Origin of the sequence: Hymenobacter translucens (genome assembly GCF_020685205.1) — a bacterium.
Lineage (GTDB): Bacteria > Bacteroidota > Bacteroidia > Cytophagales > Hymenobacteraceae > Hymenobacter > Hymenobacter translucens.
The window spans coordinates 45,941-61,286 of sequence record NZ_JAJERB010000002.1 but is presented as its reverse complement, the minus strand read 5'-3'; the positions used below and the strand labels follow the sequence as shown (position 1 = coordinate 61,286).

Genomic DNA, 15,346 nt, shown 5'->3' with positions numbered 1-15,346 from the left:
TCTACTTTCTCTTTAACGATGATATCAGCAAAGAAAACCCTGGGTGCTTTTCTGCTTACCGGCCTGCTGGCGGGCTGCGGCGAACAATTCCTGGACGTGTCGCCGAACGACTCGGTGACCGAAGAAAACTTCTACAAAACCGAAACCGACGCCATCCAGGCCACCAACGCCGTGTACAGCGAGCTGGGCAAGGGCGGGCAGTACAACTACGCCCTCTGGGGCATCGGCGACATCATGTCGGACAACTCCACCACCGGCGGCGGGGGCGGGGGCGACGGCATCGAGCAGCAGCAGCTCGACAACTTCAACATCCCGGCCACTAACCCGCTGACTTCCCGCCTCTGGGGCGGCTGCTACGTGGGCATCGGCCGCGCCAACACCGTGATTCAGCGGGTGCCCGGTATCACCGACATGAGCGAGGCCATCCGGAAGCGCAGCATCGGCGAAGCCCAGTTTCTGCGGGCCAAGTACTACTTCGATCTGGTGCGGGCCTTCGGCGACGTGCCGCTGATAACGGTGCCGCCCACCAGCCTGGCGCAGGTGAACATTCCGCGCACGCCGGCCGATCAGGTCTACAACCAGATCGAGCAGGACCTGGTAGCAGCCATCGGCAACCTGCCCGAATCGTACAGCGGGGCCGACCTGGGCCGGGCGACCAAGTGGGCCGCCACCGGCCTGCTGGCCAAGGTGCAGCTTACCCGCGGCAACAAGGCCGGCGCCGCCCAGCGCGCCAAGGAAGTTATTGCCTCCGGCCGCTTCAGCCTGTGGGCCAGCTACGGCGACAACTTCAAGATTGCCAACGAGAACGGCAAAGAGTCGCTGTTTGAGGTGCAGTACGTGTCGGGCCTGAACGGCTACACGTTCGACGGGCTGGGCTTCGTAGGCAACGAGTTCTTCGGCCCCCGGGGCCAGGGCCTCACGCCCCAGGGCGGCTACGGCTTCAACATCCCGGAAGCAGAGTTCGTGAACGGCTACGAAACCGGCGACCAGCGCCGCGACGTGACCATCTGGAAGCCCGGCGACGCCTATCCGGCCGGCAGCACCCAGCCGGCCCAGCCCGCCACCCTGCCCGGCTCGCCCAACGGCTACGGCGTGAAGAAGTGGTTTGTGGGCAAGACCAACACCAACATCTGGGACTCGGGCCTGAACATTCCCGTGCTCCGCTACGCTGAAATCTACCTGATCCTGGCCGAAGCCGTGGGCCCCACGCCCGAAGGCCTCGAGGCCATCAACAAGGTGCGGCGCCGCGCTTTCGGGCTCGACATCAACACCGCCTCGCCCCGCGACCTGACTGCCTCTACGCCCAACTTCGACGACGCGGTGCTGCGGGAGCGGCGCTACGAGCTGGCCTTCGAAAACGACCGGTGGTTTGATCTCAAGCGCACCGGCAAGCTGCTCACGGCCCTGCAGCCGAAAGGCATCAAGCCCTTCAACGTGCTGCTGCCCATTCCGCAGACCGAGCGCGACGCCAACCCTAACCTGACTCAGAACCCCGGCTACTAAGCCTTCTTCTCCGAAAACTATGGCCTTCTTTTCCACAACCTCTTCCCAGTACCTCCGGTCGGCTGCTTTGCTGCTGGGAGGGCTGCTCACGCTGGGCGCCTGCGAGCTGGATAAGCCCGAGCTGGAAGGACCCGTGCCCACGGCCGGGTTCACCGTGCAGCTCAACACCACCGAGTACCCGGTCGTCGCCACCTTTACGAATAAGAGCGACAACGGCTTCGTGTACCAGTGGGACTTCGGTGACGGGTCGCCGCTGGAAAGCGGAGCCAACGCCCGGCACACCTACAAGCGCCCCGGCACCTACGCCGTGAAGCTGATTGTGGGCGGGCGCGGCGGCACCAACGTGGCCCCCCAGACCATCACCATTCCCTCGATCTGCTCAAACAACGCCTTCAGCGTGCTCACCGCCTGTAGCGCCAGCGGCTCCACCTCCTGGACGTTCAGCGACCAGGCCGGGGCCATCAAGCGCCTTTCCTCTACCGGGGCCGTGCTGTCGTCTTCTGCCGCCCCGCTGCCCGCCTGCCAGGCCGACGACCAGTTCTCGTTCGTCAGCTCGTTTGCCTACGTGTATGATGCCGCCGGCGGTACCTTCTCGGGTACCTGCGGCGCCCCGCGCAACACCACGTCCGACTTTATCTTCCGGCCCAACGGCAGCCTGGGGCAGATTGTGCTGCAGGGCAAGCGCGCCTTCATTGGCCTGCCCGACTCCGTCGTAAACAAGACCTACGACATCGTGGAGGCTACCCCGGCCAAGCTGCGCCTGCAAGGCACCAACCCCGACGGCACCAAAACCGAAGTAACGCTAATGCCCCAGCTCTCGGCCCTCGACCGCGCCAAGCAGCTGCTCACCGGGGGCTCCACCCGCACCTGGGTGCTGGACGACGCGGCCAATGCCGTGATTGTAGTGGGCCCCGGCGACGCCGACCCGACCGGCTACTACCCCGGCGGTCCGCCCAACTCCCTGCCCGCCTGCCAGTCGGATGACGAGTTTACCTTCACGATGGCCAACCAGTACACCTACAATGCCAAGGCCGAAACCTTTGTGGCCGGCAGCCCGGGTGCCTGCGCCGCGCCCCGCTCCGGCAGCACCGCCTATACCTTTGGCCCGGCCACAGGTGCCGGCATCGCCCAGTTCGAGCTAACCCAGGCGGGCTCCTTTATTGGCGTCACCGACGGCGCCAACCGCATCTACCGCATTATCTCCATCGACAACCAGACGATGGTGCTGCGGGTAGGACCGCCCTCGGGCTCAGTAGTGCACACGATGAAGCTGCGCGTAAAGTAGAGCGCCGAATACATTCCCCTTTTCCCAACTGATGCGTACAATTTTTGATTACCTGCGTCGCCCGTTGCGGGCCAGTGCCGGCCTCGGGCTGGTGCTGGCCCTGGCGGGCTGCACGCAAGAAACGCCAAAGCCGCTGCCGCAGCCCACGAAGCCGGAGCCTAATGCCGAAGCGCGCGACTATACGGCCTACACGCAGCTCATCGCAACGGCCAGCGACGAGTTTGAGGGCGGGGGGCTTGATCCCCAGAAGTGGAGCTACGAGGTGATGGATGACTGGTTCAACAACGAGAAGCAGGCGACCACTAACTCGTCCAACAACCTGTACCTGACCTCGGGGCAGCTCCACATTCAGGCCCGGCGCGAGCAGCTGCGCAACAAGCAGTTCACTTCGGCCCGCATCGTAACCAAAAACAAGATCAATTACGGCTTCGGGCGGCTCGACGTGCGGGCCAAGCTGCCGAAGGGAAAGGGGATCTGGCCGGCCATCTGGATGCTGGGCGTCAACGATACGCAGGTCGGCTGGCCGGCCTGCGGCGAAATCGACATTATGGAACTGCGGGGCAGCGCGCCCAACGTGAACATCAGTACCGTGCACTACGGCACTTCGCCCGCTACCCGGCAGTACAAGGGCACCACGTACAACCTGCCCACCGGCGACTTCTCCGGCGACTTTCACACATTCTCGCTGATTCGGAGCCAGAATCAGCTGCGCTGGTATGTAGACGGGGTGCAGACCTACACCATCACGCCGGCCGATGCATCGCCTTACCCGTTCAACAACCCGTTTTACCTGATTCTGAACGTGGCCGTGGGCGGGGACTTCGACGGGGACCCCAGCGCAGCCGAGCCGTTCCCGAAGGAAATGGTGGTTGAGTACGTGCGGTTTTATCAGTACCCTCAATAAGCCGGAACTCCGATGACGACATGGTCTGCCCAGGTACTGGCCCTAGTAGGAAGCTGGAAGGAAGATGCGGCCACCGTGCTGTTGGGCGTGCTCGGCCTGGGCGCTTTTGCCGGCGCCAAGACCGCACCCGCCCGCCCCATCTACCGCGCCGTCCAGGCCGTAGCCGCCCCGGTAGTGGACGGCCGGGCTACCGACGCCTGCTGGGCGAAGGCGGCGTGGCGGCCCCTCGACCAGCGCTGGGTAGGCCCGGCTACCAAGCCGGGCGACTTCGCCGGCCGCTACAAAGTCGTATGGACGCCGGCCCGGCTGTATGTGCTGGCTGAAATCACCGACGACAAACTGGTGGATACGCATGCCAGCCCCCTGGATAAGTGGTGGGACGACGACTGCCTGGAAATCTTCGTGGACCCCGACCACTCCGGTGGGGAGCACCAGTACAACTACAACGCCTGGGCCTACCACGTAGCCCTGGACGGGCACGTGGTGGACATGGGCCGCAACCAGCAGGGCCGCCTTTTCGACAGCCACGTGCAGAGCCGCCATACCCAGGCCGGTCGCGTCACCACCTGGGAAACCTCGGTGGCCCTGTACGCCGACTCCTATGACGAAACCCGCCCCGCGACCAACCGCCCGCTGACCATCCGCGCCAATCAGCCCATCGGCTTTGCCCTGGCGTACTGCGACAACGACGCCAGCGCCGAGCGGGAAAACTTCTTCGGCAGCGTGCCCATTGCCGGCACCGACAAAAACCGCGGCTGGATTGACGCCGGCGTATTCGGAACCCTTCTGCCCGTTGGCACTCCCGCCGCGGCCCTAGCCCGGTAGCGTATGATCCAGTCCGCTTTCACCCGTCTGCTTTTCGTATCGGTGCTGCTGGGTGGCTGCACTTCCGAAGCTCCCCGGCCTACCGTGACGGTAACCCCCCCGAAAGGTCCGGGAACCTATACCTTCACGGAGCTGGCCTGGAGCGACGAGTTCAACCAGCCCGGGCAGCCCGATCCGCAGCAGTGGACCTACGAGGTGGGCGGCAGCGGCTGGGGCAACAACGAGCTGCAGTACTACACCCAGAACCGGCGCGAGAACGCCCGGGTGGAAAACGGCAACCTGGTCATTGAAGCCCGCCGCGAAGCCTCCAACGGCCGCGACTACACCTCGGCCCGCGTCAACTCCCGGGCCGGCGCGGGCAGCCAGACCTACGGGCGCTTCGAGGTCAGGGCCCAGGTTCCGGGAGGGCGCGGCACCTGGCCCGCCATCTGGATGATGCCCGACCAAAGCCCCTACGGCAACCGCGGCTGGCCCGACAATGGGGAAATCGACATCATGGAGCACGTGGGCTACGACCCGGGTGTAGTACACGCCTCCACGCACTGCAACAGGTACTACTTCAAGGTCGGCAACCAGAAAACCGGTACCGTGCGCGTGCCCGACTTCGATACTGCCTTCCACGTGTACGCCATGGAATGGACGCCCGAAAGCATCAGCTGCGAGGTGGACGGGCAGGTGTACTTCGTGACCCGCAACGAGAAAACCGGCTGGCAGGCCTGGCCCTGGGACCAGCCCTTTCACTTCATCTTCAACATCGCCGTGGGCGGCGACTGGGGCGGAGCCCGGGGAGTAGACCCCGGCGTATTTCCCAAGCAGCTGCTCATTGACTACGTGCGCGTCTACCGCATGAAAGCCGAATAGCTCCGCTGCTGAGGCAACCAAAACTCACCGGTACCCTGCCGGCCTTTCCTTCACGCCCTATCCTTTCCTGCATGGCTATAATTTCTGCTCCCGCCGCGGCCCCGCCCGCTACCCGTCAACCGGCCCAAGGCACCGCGCCGCGCTACACCTCGGCGCTGGCGTCGCTGACCGTGCTGTTCTTTATGATGGGCTTTATCACCTGCCTGAACGATATTCTGATTCCTTATCTGAAGGGGCTGTTCACGTTGAGCTTTGCCCGGGTAAACCTGGTGAACTCCTGCTTTTTCGGGGCCTACTTCGTGATGGGCGTGCCGGCCGGCTGGGTGGTGAAGCGCCTGGGCTACAAGCGGGGCATGCTGCTGGGCTTCCTGATTGCCGCGCTGGGCGCGTTCCTGTTCTTCCCGGCTGCGGAGAGTCGCACATTCGGGCTTTTCCTGGGCGCGTTGTTTGTGCTGGCTACCGGCATCGTGCTGCTGCAGGTGGCCGGCAACCCCTACGTAAGTATCCTGGGCTCACCCGAAACGGCTTCGTCCCGGCTTACGCTCACCCAGGCCTTCAACTCCCTGGCTACCACCATCGCACCCTTCCTGGGTACCTACTTTATCCTTTCGCACCTTCCGGACCTGAAGAAGCTGACGGCCGCCCAGGCCGCGGCGCTGGACGTGACCTCGGTGCAATACCTGTACCTGGCCGTGGGCCTGGTTTTGGTGCTCATCAGCCTGGCCCTGGCTTTTCTGAAGCTGCCCGATATTGCCCATGCCCCGGCCCCGGCGGGGGATACGCGCCGGGCCTGGCACTACCGCCATCTGCTGCTGGGGCTGGCCGCCATCTTCTGCTACGTGGGGGCCGAAGTCGCCATCGGCTCGCACATCGTCAGCTACCTGGGCCAGCCCCAGGTGCTGAACCTGTCGGCCGAAACGGCGGGCTACCTGGTGATGGTGTACTGGGGCGGAGCTATGGTCGGGCGCTTTGCCGGCATTGGCCTGCTGCGCCGCGTAAGCCCGGGCCGGCTGCTGGCCCTTAATGCCGTGGGAGCCGTGGCCCTGGTCCTACTTTCCATCAGCACGAGCGGGTATGTTGCCACCGGCAGCCTGCTGGCCGTGGGGCTGATGAACTCGATCATGTTCCCGGTCATCTTTACCCTGGCCGTGGCCGGGCTGGGGCGCCACACCGAGCAGGCCTCGGGACTACTCTCGGCTGCCATTGTGGGCGGGGCCATCATCCCACCCCTGTTCGGGCTGGTGGCCGACAGCCAACTCGGAGGAGGCGGCATCGGGGCTTTGCGGCTGGCCTTTCTGCTGCCTGTGCTCTGCTATGTCTACATCGTCTGGTACGGCCTGAAGGGCAGCCGCCCGCAGCCGGCCTAGCCGACAACCCCGCAATCGGTCCTAAACCAAGATTTCAACTGCAGCAGTAGCTTTTCGCCCGGCACTTTTAGTGGCCGGTCCGGCTGGCCCTGCTCATTTCAACCCCCCATTCCGATGCCACTCAAGCACACTGTCGTTCTGCCCCTGCTGCTGGCCGGCGCGCTTTCCGCCGCCTCTGCCCAGCAGAAAGTCAAGGTCAAAACCAAATCAAAGCCAGCCTCTATGGCGGCCCCGCAGCCCGTGGATCAGCGGGTAGACGCTCTGATGGCCCGGATGACGCTGGAGGAAAAGGTGGGGCAGATGACCCAGATCACCCTCGACGTGGTGGGCAAAGGCAAAACCCGGTTTTCCAGCGACGAGCCGTTTGCCCTCGACCCGGCCAAGCTCCAGGATGCCCTGCTCCGGTACCACGTGGGCTCGGTGCTGAACGCGGCTAACAACCGCGCCCGCACTCCTCAGGAGTGGTACACCGTTATCCGCCAGATTCAGGACGTGGCGCTGAAGGACCGGCTGAAGGTGCCCGTCATCTATGGCATTGATGCCGTGCACGGTGAGACCTACACGGCCGGGGCCACCATGTTTCCCCAGCAGATTGCCCAGGCCGCCAGCCGCAACCGCCAGCTTGTGCGCCGCGGGGCCGAAATCACCGCCTACGAAACCCGGGCCAGCTCCATTCCCTGGGTGTTTTCGCCGGTACTCGACCTGGGATCTGACCCCCGCTCGCCCCGGCAGTGGGAAACCTATGGCGAAGACCCGTACCTGGCTTCCGAGCTGGCCGTGCAGGTAGTGAAAGGCTACGAGGGCGACCAGAACAACCTGGCCCACCCCGAGCACGTGGCCGCCAGCATCAAGCACTTTATGGGCTACCAGGTGCCCCAGTCGGGAAAGGACCGCACCAACTCCTACATTCCCGAGGAGTCGCTCTACGAATACCACCTGCCCGCCTTCCAAGCCGCCATTCAGGCCGGGGCCCACACCATCATGATCAACTCGGGCCTCATCAACGGGGTGCCCATGCACATCAACCACGGCCTGCTCACGGGCCTGCTCAAAGACAAGCTTGGCTTCAAGGGCCTGGCCGTGACCGACTGGCAGGACATCGAAAACCTGTACACCCGCGACCACGTGGCTACGTCGTCCAAGGAGGCGGTGATGCTCAGCATCAACGCTGGCATCGACATGGCGATGGTGCCCTACCAGTACGAGGCGTTCTGCAACAACCTGGTGGCGTTGGTAAAGGAAGGCAAGGTGAAGCCCGAGCGGGTCGACGATGCCGTGCGCCGCATTCTGCGGGTGAAGTTCGCGCTGGGCCTGTTTGAGCAGCCCGCGACCAACCCGAAGGACTACCCGCTGTTCGGCAGCAGGGAGTTTGACCAGGCCGGCTACCAGATGGCTGCCGAGGCCATTACCCTGCTTAAAAATGAAAACGGCCTCCTGCCCCTGAAAAAGACCGCCAGGGTGCTCGTGACGGGGCCCAACGCCAACTCGATGCGCACCCTGAACGGGGCCTGGACCTATTCCTGGCAGGGCGAGAAGGTGGAAGACTTTGCCGCCCGCTACAACACGATTCTGGAGGCCGTGCAGAAGGAAATCGGGGCCGGCAACGTGCGCTACGTGCCCGGCGTGAGCTACAACATGAAGCCCGAGGGCAAGTACTACGACGAGCAGGCCGATAAGCTGGAAGAAGCCGTGGCCGCCGCCAAGGACGTGGACGTGGTGCTGCTCTGCCTGGGCGAAAACTCCTACGCTGAAAAACCCGGCGACCTGAACGACCTCTACCTGAGCGACCTGCAAACCCAGCTGGCCCTGCGCCTGGCCGCTACCGGCAAGCCCGTGGTGCTGGTTCTGAACGAAGGCCGCCCCCGCGTCATCAGCCGGTTTGAGCAGCGCATGCCCGCTATCGTGCAGACCTACCTGCCCGGCAACTACGGCGGCGACGCCCTGGCCGACGTGCTGTTTGGCGACGTAAACCCCTCCGGCCGTCTGCCCTACACTTACCCGCGCTACCCCAACGCCCTGGTCAGCTACATTCACAAGTATGCCGAGGAGCAGAAGAAGGCCGAGGGCGTATACAACTACGAGGCCGACTACAACCCCCAGTGGGAGTTTGGCCACGGGCTGAGCTACACGACCTTCGCCTACGCCAACCTGCAGCTCGACCAGCCCACCGTGCCGCTCAACGGCCAGCTGAAGGTGAGCGTGCAGGTCACCAACACCGGCAGCCGCGACGGGATGGAGACGGTGCACCTATACACCTCCGACCTGGCCGCCACCGCCATTGCCCCCGACGTGCGCCGCCTGCGCCGGTTCGAGAAAGTTGCTCTCAAACCCGGCGAAACCCGCACCATCACCTTTACGCTGCCCACCGAGGAGCTGGCCTACAGTGGCCGTACCGGCGAGAAAATTCTGGAAGCCGGGGAGTATGACCTGCGCATCGGCAATCAGGTGAAGCGTTTCACCCTGGCCGTGCCCGGGGGCGTAAACTAGCTTCGGCGCCAAACCAATTGCCGGCCTTCGCAGTTACTGAACTCCGGAGCGGACTGATTGCCGAAAGGTGGTCAGTCCGCTTTTTTATGCGTTGATTACCCCGTGCACAGCCCGGCAACCGGAACCTGCGTACACGGCGCTACCCGTCGGATATCCGCTCCCGGGGCAGCCTGCCGGTTGCCTTGCCGACCGGAAGCCGGCCTTTAACCCGTTCCCACCAGCTGATAGCTAGCCGCCCATAGCGAAAGGCCAGCTCAAACCCCCACGCATGTACTCCCACCTGCAGGATATTCTGGACCACCCGATTCCATCTCTCATGATTGTTGGTAACCTGATCATCATCGAGAGCATGCTGTCAGTCGACAATGCCGCGGTGCTGGCCACGATGGTGGGTGACCTGCCCCGGGAGCAGCGCAAAAAGGCCCTGCGCTACGGTATTTTCGGCGCGTATATCTTTCGGGGCCTCTGCCTGCTGTTTGCCTCTTTTCTGATTGAGTTCTGGTACCTGAAGCCGCTGGGCGGCCTTTACCTGCTGTACCTGGTGTACGACCACTTCAAGGCCCGCCCCGGCCGGGCCGGCGAAGAGGATGTCGTAAAGGAGAAAAGCTGGATTTACCGCCACACGCTGGGCTTATTTGGCAAGTTCTGGGCTACGGTGGCTCTGATTGAGCTGATGGATCTGGCTTTTTCCATCGACAACGTATTTGCCGTCGTCGCCTTCACCAACAACCTTATTCTGATCTGCGTAGGCGTGTTTATCGGCATTCTCGCCATGCGCCTCGTGGCCCAGGCCTTTGTCTTGCTGATGGGCCGCTACCCCTTTCTGGAAACCGCGGCCTTCCTGGTTATTGCCATCCTGGGCCTGAAGCTGGTGCTGTCCCTCTTTGAGCACTACCAGCCGCAGCACCCGTTCAGCACGTTCCTGGCCAGCCACACTGCCGACGTGGGACTGACCGTGTTGACCGTGGCCGTCTTTCTGGTGCCCGTGCTTACGTCGTGGCTGTTTAACGTGCCCCAGCACCGCCGCAGCTAAGCAGCCGGCCCCGTAAATGAAAAAACCATCGGCAGGCAGCCGATGGTTTTTTGGGAGGGGTGGGCCACGGGGGCCGTAGCGGGGGCGGCGGTTGCAGGTGTGCGGGGAAACGGATTAACGCTGGTTCGTGAGCCTGGGATTGGGCAGCTTGGGCAGCTGCGACTCCAGCCACAGAAAGGTGCTGTACTGGCCCGGGGTCAGGATGGGCAGCAGGTCGTGGTGGCAGCGGGTGGCGACCCAGATGGTGCCAGGGGCCGGGGCAGTTGTTGAGTCAGCAGAAATCAGTTCCGCCTCCAGCGTCTGCTGCACGAGCCGGGCCTGTCGGGGCGTGAGGTCCAGGGCGTGCTGCAGGAAGCTGGCATACTCCCGGCTGCGGACCAGCAGCGAATCGGCCGCATGAGGCGCGGCAACTTCCCGGTTCGAAAATGGCCGCTCCCGCTTGGGCTTGGCTTGCGCGGCAAACATGGTGAGCGTCAGTAAAAAAGCGAACAGGTACAGGTTGCGGTTCATCGGGGCAGGCTTAACTTTGGTCGAAAATATTGGCTGATTCGACGTTACAAAAGTAGTTTTCCGCTGTTAAGCTCCAGTATAGATTCGCTTAATGACCCGGTTAGGCCGGTCAACAGCACGAATAGCTGGCTTAACGGACTATACCAGTACCCCGCCCTGCTTTCTTACCCACCTAGATTAGTGCCCCGCCCGAATGCCTGAATCCGACTCCCCCTTACGCTGTGTTATTATTGATGACAACGAAATAAACCGGCTCACGCTGGAGCATTTCGTGGAAATGACCGATACGCTGGCTTTGACGGCCTCCCTGCCCGACGGCGTGCAGGGACTCAGCTTCCTGCGCGAATCCCCCGCCGTCGACATTCTGCTGCTGGATATTGAAATGCCCCACCTCAGCGGGCTCGACCTGGTGCGCCTGCTGCCCCAGCCGCAGCCGGAGGTAATTCTGGTGACCACTCACCGTGACTTTGCCGTCGAGGCATTCTCGCTGCGCATTACCGACTACCTGGTGAAGCCCGTCGACTACGCCCGGTTTACCCAGGCCATTGACCGGGCCAGGGAAAGCCGCCGCGCCGCCCTGGCTCCCGCTGCGCCTGCCGCCGAGCTGACGGTCGGCAACGAGCTGTTCGTGAAAGTCAACAACCGCATGGTGCGGCTCGACTTCGACGAGGTCCTGTACATCGAGGCCCTGTCGACCTACTCCGTGCTGGTCACCAGCACCCAGAAGCACATCGTGTACCTCACCCTCAAGGCCCTGACGGAGCGCCTGCCCTTCGCGCACTTCGTGCGCGTGCACCGCTCCTACATTGTCAACACCCGCCGCATCGACGCCATTGAGGACAACATGCTGCAGCTTGGCCAGTACGAAGTACCCGTGGGCCGCTCCTACCAGGACGAGTTTTTTCAGAAGCTGCGCAACCTGTAGGGCCGGGGCTACGCGGCCGGCAGCTCCCGGGGCAACTCCTGCAGTACCTGCTCGATCAGCCGGCACAGCTCTTCCGCCAGCTTCGCGTACGCCACGGCCTCGGCCGGGGCAGGGGCCGGGTTGAGCCGGCACTCCTCCAGCTCTTCTACCAGCGGCGCGGCGTCGGTGATGCCCAGGGCGGCAAAGTTGGGCTTCACGTTGTGCACAACCTCCGCTACCCGAGTCCATTCTCCGGCCTGCACGGCCGCGCGGAGCTGCTGGAGGCTGCCGGGAATATTGGTTAGAAACGACCGGACGATCTTCAGCACAAAGGCCTCCTTGCCCTGGGCCAGCTCGCGCAGGCGGGACAGGTCGTAGCGCGGAGCCGGTGGGGCCGCTACCAGGGCTACCAGCTTGCGGTACATCTCGGTCTCGTCGTAAGGTTTGGCCAGGCAGTCGTTCATGCCGGCGGCCAGGTACTGGTCGGTGTCGGAGCGAAAGGCGTTGGCGGTCAGGGCCAGGATGGGTACGGCGGCCCGGCGCGGGTCGGGGTGCTGACGCAGCCGGGCGGTGGCTTCCATGCCGTTCATGCCTGGCATCTGAATGTCCATCAGCACCACGTCGTACTCCTTCTGCTCAAACAACGCCAGGGCTTCGTAGCCGTCAGCGGCTTCGTCGAGCACCACGCCCCAGTCCTCCAGCAGCAGGCGGGCCAGGTCGCGGTTGATTTCGTTGTCCTCCACCAGCAGCGCCCGGATGCCGTTGAGCTCTCCGGTATTCAGCTCGGCCTCTTCTACGCTGCCAGCCGGAATATCGGCTTTGGGCAGGGCCAGCTGGAAGGCAAACGTGCTGCCTTTGCCCACTTCGCTTTCCACCGTGAGCGTACCGCCCATCTGCTTGACCAGCGCCCGGCTGATGCTCAGGCCCAGCCCGGTACCGCCAAAGCGCCGGCTGGTGTCGGCATACGCCTGGGTGAAGCCCTCGAAGATGCGCTCCAGCTTATCGGGCGCAATGCCGATTCCGGTATCGGTAACGCGGAACTCGACGGTGAAGTGGGTGTCGGTTTCATCGAGCAGCTGCCCGCCCACGAAGATGGAGCCCTGCTCAGTGAACTTGACGGCGTTGGCCACCAGGTTGATAAGAATCTGATTGAGGCGGAACTGGTCACCGACCACCCAGGGCAGAGGGCAGCTCAGGCGCAGGGGCTGGCCTTGGAAGGCCAGCCCCTTTTCGGCCGCCTGCAGCGCCAGGGGCTGCACGGCCTGGGCCATCGAGTCGCACAGGTTAAAGGACTGCTGATCGAGCTCCAGCTTGCCGGAGGTAATCTTGGCCATGTCCAGCACGTCGTTGATAACGCTGAGCAGGTGCTGGCCCGAGGAGCGGATAATCTTCAGGTGAGCCTGCTGCTGGGCGTCGAGGCGGGTTTTGGCCAGCAGGTTGGCGTAGCCCAGGATGCCATTCATCGGCGTCCGGATTTCGTGGCTCATGTTGGCCAGAAAGTTTTCCTTGGCTTGCGAAGCGGCTTCGGCGGCGGCTTTGGCCAGCTTCAGCTCCCGCTCGGCCAAAACCCGCTCGGTGATGTCCTGGGAGGTGCCGATGACGTAGGGCGTGGTGCCGGGCTCCTGTACCAGGTAGCTCTGAAACAGCAGGTAGCGCATTTCCCCGGTTTCCCGGCGCAGCACCCGCTGGACGCCCGAGGTTTCCCGGGTTGTTGCAAAGCGGGTAAGGTACTCCTCGAAGCCCGGTGCATCCTCAGCGGGCATCACAGCCGTCATGTGCTGGCCGATCAGCTCGTCCGGGGGCACCTGCAGCAAGGTGGTAAAGGCGGGGTTGGCCGTCAGGATATGGCCCTCCATATCGTGGGTGCAGATCATGGCCTGGGCGTAGTGCTGCAGGTCGCGGTACTGCTTTTCGCTGCGCTCCAGGGTCAGCTGGCTTTGCTTCTGGGCCGTAATGTCGCTGCTGATTCCCAGCACGTGCACCGTCCCGTCGGGGCGGCGGAGGGGGCGCTTCACGGTATAAAACCAGCGCACCTCCCCGTTGGGCATGGTTAGCCGGTCTTCGGTCTGAATCTCCTGGTTCTGACTGATTACCTGCTGGTCGATGGCGGTGTATTGCCGCAGCTCCTGGTCCCGCACGCTGTCCGAATCGGGATTAGCTTTGGTTGTCCGGTAGCCGGTGGCCTCCCGCAGCTGGTCCATGGCGCGGTTGTTAAACAGCGTGGTGCCCTGCTGGTCGCGCACGTAAACCAGGCTGGGCAGGGTGTCGAGCAGCTGCTGGGTGAACTGCTGCTGCTCCTTTAGCTCCTGCTCAGCCCGGTGGCGGGCCGAGACGTCGATCAGGTACAGGTTCACGTAGGATTCCTCGGCGAAGGGCACCACGCAAAGCTGGAAATGCCGCTGGCCCGCCGTTACCTCCCGCCCCTGGATGCGGTTCAGCTGCAGCGCCTGCCGGGCCGCTTCCGCCAGGCCGGCGTATTCTTCCGGGGCCAGCTCACGCTGAAGCGTATCCGCCGCCGGGTTGGCATAAATCTGCCGGCCCTGCCCGTCGAAGCGGAAGATCGGGTTGGGGTTCTGCTCGGGAATCCGGGAAATGGACCGTAGCTCCCGGGCGGTGTGGTGTCGCTCGGTTACGTCGCGGTAGCAGATGAGCAGGCCCACCGGCCGGTCAGCCTCCACGATGGGCAGGGTGTCGCGCTCCAGTACCCGGCCGTCGCGCAGCGGGAACTCCATGCCCAGCAGCGAAACCCGGGCCGTGGCTTTCTGGTGCATCAGCTGCCCGAACGCGGACTCATCGGTTACCAGCTCTCCCACTTTCGCGGCCAGCTCCCGGGCCGGCCGTCCCACCCACCGGCTGGCCGGCAGATCCAGCCCCATCAGCAGGCAGTACTGGTCGTTGAGGAACAGGATATCGTCTTCCGGGCTGAGCAGCAATAGTCCTTCCTGCAGGTGACTGGTGAACACGCTCAGGCGCTGCTCGGCCAGCTGCCGGTCCGTGGCCGCCTGTGCAAGTGTCTGCTCCAGCTTCTGAATCTGCTGGCGGGCCCGGGCGAGCTCAAGCGTGAGGGCGTCGGAAGAAGAGTTGATAACAGGCTGGGACATAGGCAGGCAGCAGGAAACAGCCTGAAAGATACAGTCCCGGCAAGCGCTACCGCAAATTTCTCGTTGAAGCCGCCCTCTTTCCCGGTTAATTCCGGTTACCACGAGTTAAACGGACCATTTCGCCCGATAAGCCCGGTCAAGCCAAGGGCTTTCTTTCTTTTGTTCTAAATACCCTCTGACTTCCGCCGGGCTGGGGCCACCATGATAGCGGTACCCGCACAGGGTATATTACGCAGTATTGCCGGGCTGTTGAGCTTGTTGCCCAGGTGTTGATCCGGCATCCGGTGGTTATGGCGAAAAGAGGTCTAGATTAATTAAATCTAATTTTATTTCCCATGACGGGCCTTAGTCGGCACACGATTTGCCCGCAGTCGCACCAGAAGGCTCCGTATTTTTCGCAGAAACAAGGTACGTAGAAAGCTCTGGTCTTTCCGAGGGCATGTGCAGTCCGAACCGAAGGTTTACTGCTGTTGAGCTCCCTTCGAAAAAATCAAAAATTATTTCGGGGTTTTCTTGACAAACCGTTACTTTTAAATTTCCAGTAACCTGATCTTTAGGAAAAGCCG

General features: G+C 63.2%; 11 protein-coding genes. 9 read left to right on the top strand and 2 right to left on the bottom strand.

The window, feature by feature from the left end; translation table 11 throughout:
- Window positions 1-18: 18 nt before the first annotated feature.
- From LJY25_RS03940 to LJY25_RS03905, 8 genes are all read left to right on the top strand, one after another.
- On the top strand, window positions 19-1,503 hold the full coding sequence (locus tag LJY25_RS03940) for a RagB/SusD family nutrient uptake outer membrane protein (protein ID WP_227606936.1): 1,485 nt from the start codon (window positions 19-21) through the stop codon (window positions 1,501-1,503).
- 19 nt (window positions 1,504-1,522) lie between these two features.
- Complete coding sequence (locus tag LJY25_RS03935; RefSeq protein WP_227606935.1) at window positions 1,523-2,788, top strand: PKD domain-containing protein; 1,266 nt, start codon at window positions 1,523-1,525, stop codon at window positions 2,786-2,788.
- A 31-nt stretch (window positions 2,789-2,819) separates the two neighbouring features.
- Window positions 2,820-3,692 carry a glycoside hydrolase family 16 protein gene (locus LJY25_RS03930; protein ID WP_227606934.1) on the top strand — a complete coding sequence of 291 codons (873 nt, stop codon included), beginning with the start codon at window positions 2,820-2,822 and terminating at the stop codon, window positions 3,690-3,692.
- A gap of 12 nt (window positions 3,693-3,704) precedes the next feature.
- Entirely contained in the window at window positions 3,705-4,517 is an 813-nt protein-coding gene (locus tag LJY25_RS03925) for a CBM9 family sugar-binding protein (RefSeq protein WP_227606933.1), read from the top strand.
- Window positions 4,518-4,520: 3 nt separating this feature from the next.
- Window positions 4,521-5,378, top strand: coding sequence for a glycoside hydrolase family 16 protein (locus LJY25_RS03920; RefSeq protein ID WP_227606932.1), 858 nt, complete (start codon window positions 4,521-4,523; stop codon window positions 5,376-5,378).
- A 71-nt stretch (window positions 5,379-5,449) separates the two neighbouring features.
- The gene (locus tag LJY25_RS03915) at window positions 5,450-6,745 is read left to right on the top strand and encodes a sugar MFS transporter (RefSeq protein WP_227606931.1); all 1,296 of its coding nucleotides are present in this window, start codon (window positions 5,450-5,452) and stop codon (window positions 6,743-6,745) included.
- Window positions 6,746-6,859: 114 nt separating this feature from the next.
- Entirely contained in the window at window positions 6,860-9,232 is a 2,373-nt protein-coding gene (locus LJY25_RS03910) for a glycoside hydrolase family 3 N-terminal domain-containing protein (protein ID WP_227606930.1), read from the top strand.
- Between the two features lie 268 nt (window positions 9,233-9,500).
- Window positions 9,501-10,265 (top strand): DUF475 domain-containing protein, encoded by a 765-nt coding sequence (locus tag LJY25_RS03905; protein WP_227606929.1) that lies wholly within the window; start codon window positions 9,501-9,503, stop codon window positions 10,263-10,265.
- A gap of 114 nt (window positions 10,266-10,379) precedes the next feature.
- On the opposite strand, the gene LJY25_RS03900 is transcribed toward LJY25_RS03905, so the two are convergent.
- On the bottom strand, window positions 10,380-10,775 hold the full coding sequence (locus LJY25_RS03900) for a hypothetical protein (protein ID WP_227606928.1): 396 nt from the start codon (window positions 10,773-10,775) through the stop codon (window positions 10,380-10,382).
- Between the two features lie 193 nt (window positions 10,776-10,968).
- Between LJY25_RS03900 and LJY25_RS03895 the strand changes: the two genes are divergently transcribed.
- Entirely contained in the window at window positions 10,969-11,700 is a 732-nt protein-coding gene (locus tag LJY25_RS03895) for a LytR/AlgR family response regulator transcription factor (RefSeq protein ID WP_227606927.1), read from the top strand.
- Window positions 11,701-11,708: 8 nt separating this feature from the next.
- On the opposite strand, the gene LJY25_RS03890 is transcribed toward LJY25_RS03895, so the two are convergent.
- Entirely contained in the window at window positions 11,709-14,780 is a 3,072-nt protein-coding gene (locus tag LJY25_RS03890; protein ID WP_227606926.1) for a PAS domain-containing protein, read from the bottom strand.
- Between the last annotated feature and the right edge of the window lie 566 nt (window positions 14,781-15,346).